Raw genomic sequence first — 1,486 nt, 5'->3', positions numbered from 1 at the left:
TAGAGTAAAATATGTTTCACTGAGTCTGTCAATAATTTTGTGTAAACTTCAGAAAATTAAATTTCATTTAAGAGGTTGGATAGTTTAATAAGATATCCAACCTTTATTTTCTTTTAATTGATAATTATTACATTAATAGCTGCGTTTTAATAGACATTTAACTTGATGTACTTAGAATAACTGGTCGTCTAAACGACCTTCGAAGAAGATTGATAACTGTGCTAAAATTTGCGCCCACCCTCGTATTGATTGAGTCCATTTATTACTGATATCAATGGTAGCAAGGTATAGAATTTTCATTAATGATTCATCATTAGGAAATATAGATTTAGTTTTAGTAACTTTTCTAAGCTGACGATTATAGCTTTCCATGGCGTTAGTCGTATATATTATTTTTCGAATTTCAGGTGGATATTTAAAGAATGTAGCTAACTCATTCCAATTATTTCTCCAAGACCTTATTGCTATTAGGTATTTATCTCCCCATTTTTGTTCTAATCGATCTAATTCTGCTAATGCTATCTCCTCAGTAGTAGCAGTATAAACTAGCTTTAAATCTGCATTGAAAGCTTTTAAATCCTTATAAGATAAGTACTTACTTGAATTTCTAATTTGATGAATAATACATCTTTGAATTTCTGTATTAGGATAAACAGCCCTAATGGCTTCGTTAAATCCTGTTAGGCCATCAACTGATGCAATTAATATATCCCTTACACCTCTGTTTTTTAGCTCATTTAAAACAAGCAACCAGTATTTTGATGACTCAGCTGATCCTATCCATATACCAAGAACATCTTTCTTCCCTTCAAGATTTACCCCAATCGCAGCGTAGGCTGCTTTCGAAACAACAACATTATCTTTCCTTACCTTAAAGTGAATAGCATCCATAAATACTATAGGATATACAGTTTCCAATGGACGACTTTGCCATTCTCTCACCATTGGAATTACTTTATCTGTCACATTAGAAACTAAAGTAGGTGATATTTCCATTCCGTATATTTCATTTACTTGTGTTGCTATATCTCTTGTAGTCATTCCTTTAGCATACATACCAATTATTGAGCTTTCTAGGTGTGAGACATCAGTTTGATGCTTTTTTACTATTTCCGGCTCGAAAGAACCTTCCCTATCTCTTGGGACATCTAAATCAAAATAACCGAGATTAGATTTCATAGTTTTACGGCCTTTGCCGTTACGGCTATTAGTTGTGTTCTTATTTTGATAATCATGTTTCGTATAACCAAGATGGTTATCTAATTCGGCTTCAAGCATTTGCTGAAGCACTCCACCGAATAAATCTTTTAAAACATTCTGAATATCTTCAGCTGTTTTAATACTTGGATCCTTTGCTAACATTTTTATTAATTCTTCTTTTGAAAATGACATAGTCTGTGTTCCCTCCATATTGATAATTTATTATATCATCTTCTGAAGTTTACACAGACTATTTTACACTCTCGTTTCACTAACAGAAAATCGA

The 1,486-nt window shown here is 32.2% G+C and carries 1 protein-coding gene; it reads right to left on the bottom strand.

Annotation, left to right across the window (positions count from 1 at the left end; all coding sequences use genetic code 11):
• Positions 1-171: 171 nt before the first annotated feature.
• Entirely contained in the window at positions 172-1,392 is a 1,221-nt protein-coding gene (locus AAT22_RS03905) for an IS256 family transposase (RefSeq protein ID WP_047000328.1), read from the bottom strand.
• Positions 1,393-1,486: the final 94 nt, after the last annotated feature.

Source organism: Clostridium sp. C8, from assembly GCF_001010885.1.
Classification (GTDB): Bacteria; Bacillota; Clostridia; order Clostridiales; family Clostridiaceae; genus Clostridium; species Clostridium sartagoforme.
Note: the sequence above shows the minus strand (reverse complement) of the source record. Positions and strands in the feature narration are given on the sequence as shown.

Coding starts and splice junctions, on each gene's coding strand:
- AAT22_RS03905 (WP_047000328.1), bottom strand. CDS start 1,392: ATGTCATTTTCAAAAGAAGAATTAATAAAAATGTTAGCAAAGGATCCA.